The sequence below is a fragment of the Jatrophihabitans sp. genome, from assembly GCF_036389215.1.
Lineage (GTDB): Bacteria > Actinomycetota > Actinomycetes > Mycobacteriales > Jatrophihabitantaceae > Jatrophihabitans_A.
The window spans coordinates 1-3,283 of the sequence record NZ_DASVQG010000313.1 but is presented as its reverse complement, the minus strand read 5'-3'; the positions used below and the strand labels follow the sequence as shown (position 1 = coordinate 3,283).

Genomic DNA, 3,283 nt, shown 5'->3' with positions numbered 1-3,283 from the left:
CTCTTCGACTGGGTCGGCCAGCGGGTGCGGCGCAACACCCGGGACGTGCTCACCATCGCCGGCGCACACCTGGAGGACCCCATCCCCGAGCTGCTCGCGGCGCGGCGGTCGGAGGGTGCCGGTGTCTGACTGGGACGTCCTCGAGGTGCTGGTCGCGCACTCCCGGATGGCTTCGGAGGTCGTGACCGCGCTCGAGGGGCACCCCGGCCTGCGGCTGCGGGTGCTCGACTCCGGCTATTCCATCGATTCCATCGAGGGAGATCTCGGCGGCTTCCAGCCCGACGCGCTGATCGGCTACCAGTTTCCGGCCGGCAGCCTGCGGGGCCTGCCGGGTCTGCGCTGGCTGCACCTGACCGGTACCGGCGTCGACCACCTGGAGCCGGCCGGGCTCGATCCCGGAGCCCTGGTCACCACCTCCAGCCGGGTCCCGGTCACGGCGGTCGCCGAGTACGCCCTCGCCGGGCTGTTCCTGCTGGCCAAGGACCTGACCGGGGTTGCTCGCGGCGAGCGGCGCGAGTGGTTCACCTCCGGTGCCGTCCAGATCGCCGGCAGCACCGTCGCGGTTGCCGGCGCGGGCCGGATCGGCCGGGCGGTGCTGAGCCGGCTGGCGGCGCTCGGCGCGCACACCGTGGCGGTCACCCGGCCGGGCGGCGAGCCGGTGGCCGAGGCCGCCCGGACCATCGGCATGCACCGGCTGGCCGCCGAGGCCGGTGGGTTCGATCACCTGATCGGGTGCCTGCCTGGCGGGCCGGGAACCGCGGGCGTGCTCAGCGCCGAGGTGCTGGCCGCGCTGCCCGCGCACGCCAGGATCGTCAACGTCGGCCGGGCCAGCACCCTCGACACCGAGGCGCTCCACGCCGCCCTGCGCGGTGGCCGGCTGGCCGGGGCGTTCCTCGACGTCCACGACGTGGAGCCGCTGCCCGCCGAGGACCCGGCCTGGCAGGTTCCGGGACTGGTGGTCTCACCGCACTGCGCGTTCCGCTTCCCCGGCGAGCCGGCCGGGGTGGCGGCCGCCTTCCTCGACAATCTGGAGGATCTGCGCAACGGGGTGACCCCGCGCGACCGGGCGGTTTGGACACCGCCGAGCTGGGCACCGCCGGGCTCACCACCGCCGGGCTCACCACCACCGAGCCCGACACCGCTGGGCCAGACACCGCCGAGCCCGACACTGAGAAGGAGCTCCAGTTGACCACCCTGCGGTTCGTGGAGGGCCTGCACCGGTTCAGCGCCGCCCTGGACGCCGAGGCCCGGCTGCGGGAGGCGGATGTGGAACCGGTGCGGCGCTCGCTGCTGCGCGGGCTGCAGGTCATCGCCGACACCGAGGCGCTGCACACCAGCCGTCCCGACGTCGCGGCCCAGGACCTGGGTGCGCCGGTGTTCGTGATCGGCTTCCTGCGCACCGGAAGCACGCTGGTGCACAACCTGCTCGCCCTGCACCCCGACGTGCACAGCCCGCAGCTGTGGGAGCTGGCCTACCCGGTCGAGGCCGCGCTGGCCGACGCCGAGGAGCGCGTCCAGCTGGAGAAGCAGGCCCAGGCCTACGTCGAGGACTACTACCAGCTGGCACCGAGCCTGCCGAGCATCCACTACCTGGAGGCGGGCCTGCCCGACGAGTGCCACCGGCTGCTGGCCAACACCTTCTCCAGCATGGTGCTGGAGATGCGCTACCGGGTGCCCTCCTACGGGGAGTGGCTGCACGCCCAGGACCTGACCGAGCCCTACCGCTGGCACCGGCGGCAACTGCAGGGGCTGATGAGCGCTCACCGCAGGGCCGACGGCACCGTTCCGGTCCCGGTCCTGAAGTGCCCGTTCCACACCTGGTTCCTCGCCGACCTGGTTCGGGTCTATCCCGAGGCCCGCTTCATCCACCTGCACCGGGACCCGGTCGAGTCGGTGGTCTCGACGGCAAGCCTGTGCCGGACGGTGCGCGGGGCACGCAGCGACAGCCTCGACCTGTCCGAGATCGGGGAGCTGTGGCACCGGCGGATCTCGGTGCGCTCGGAAGAGCTGGCAGCGAGCCGGGACGAGCTGCTCGACGGCCGGCCGGTGCTGGACCTGCCCTACCGCGAACTGGTGGCTGATCCGCCGGCCGCCATGCGACGGGCCTGTGAGTTCCTGGGCCTGCCGTTCTCCGCCGAGTTCCAGGCCGGGATCGGCGAGCACCTGCGGCGCCACCGCGCCGGCGTGCACGGCGCGCACCGATACACCCCGGAGGAGTTCGGCCTGAGCGCCGACGCCATCCGCTCTGCCACGTCCGACTACCGCACCCGCTTCGGCGTCTAGGAGACAGTGATGGCCCGACCCGCGACAATCCGACCCACCCTGACCGAGTTCGAGACCCGCGCCCGGGAGCTGGTCGACGCGCACAACCGCGGTGCGGGCCAGAACGCGTTGCCGATCGGTGTGCTGACGCCGCTGTCGGGCCCCGGCGATCCGGTGGCCGGTGAGCTGGTGGTCCGCGGCGCCGTGCTCGGCGCCCGGTACGCCGCCGAGCAGACCGGGGTCGAGGTCCGGCTGGTCCTGGAGAACGACCAGCGCGGCGCGGAGTTCGAGCACATGTCCCGCTCGGCGGTGGGCGGGCTGGCGAAGCTGGCGTTCCTGGACCGGGTCAGCGCGGTGGTCGGCCAGTGGCACCTGCGCACCACGCCCACCGTCATCGACGTCGCCGAGGAACTCGGGCTGCCGATCTTCATCGAGAACGGCCACAACACCGCCACCCGGGGCCGGCGGCAGGTGTTTCGCACCTACTTCTCGATCGCCGACCGGGCGCCGCTGATGGCCGGGTTCGCGGCCAGCCGCGGCTGGCAGAAAGTGTCGGTGATCGCCGCCGACACCGTGTTCGGGCAGATGCTCGCCGACACGCTGTGCCAGGAACTGACCAGCACCGTGCCGGGTGTGCAACTGCACCGGATCGACTTCTCCCAGGAGGGCGTGTCCAGTCTGGAGGCCGAGCTCAAGGAGGCCGCGGACTTCGGGCCGGACCTGCTGCTCAACGTGGGCGTGGTGCGGACCAACTACCTCATCATCGACGGGGCCCGGGCGGCCGGGCTGCTGCCGGGCACCCCGATGATGGTGTGCTTTCCGTTCCCGATGCGCTCGGCGGACTACTGGCGGCTGGCCGGCGAGGCCGGTGCCGGGGTGCTGTGGCCGGCGACCCGGTTCAGCCCCGGCTGGGAGGGGCTGCAGCCGATCGGCAGGTGGTTCGTCGAGGCCTACCACCAGGAGTTCGGCAGCTACCCGCCGGACAACACGCTGAACTCCTTCACCGACGTCACCATCCTGG

At 72.7% G+C, this 3,283-nt stretch carries 3 protein-coding genes; all 3 read left to right on the top strand.

Annotated features, from left to right (window positions below; translation table 11 throughout):
• The first annotated feature begins 121 nt into the window (after positions 1-121).
• Positions 122-1,189, top strand: a complete 1,068-nt coding sequence (locus VF542_RS17920) for an NAD(P)-dependent oxidoreductase (protein ID WP_408653061.1) — start codon at positions 122-124, stop codon at positions 1,187-1,189.
• Positions 1,186-2,283 (top strand): sulfotransferase family protein, encoded by a 1,098-nt coding sequence (locus tag VF542_RS17915; RefSeq protein WP_408653060.1) that lies wholly within the window; start codon positions 1,186-1,188, stop codon positions 2,281-2,283. The genes VF542_RS17920 and VF542_RS17915 overlap by 4 nt, the downstream gene beginning before the upstream one ends.
• A gap of 9 nt (positions 2,284-2,292) precedes the next feature.
• On the top strand, positions 2,293-3,283 hold a 991-nt coding region (locus VF542_RS17910; RefSeq protein ID WP_408653059.1), incomplete at its 3' end, for an ABC transporter substrate-binding protein.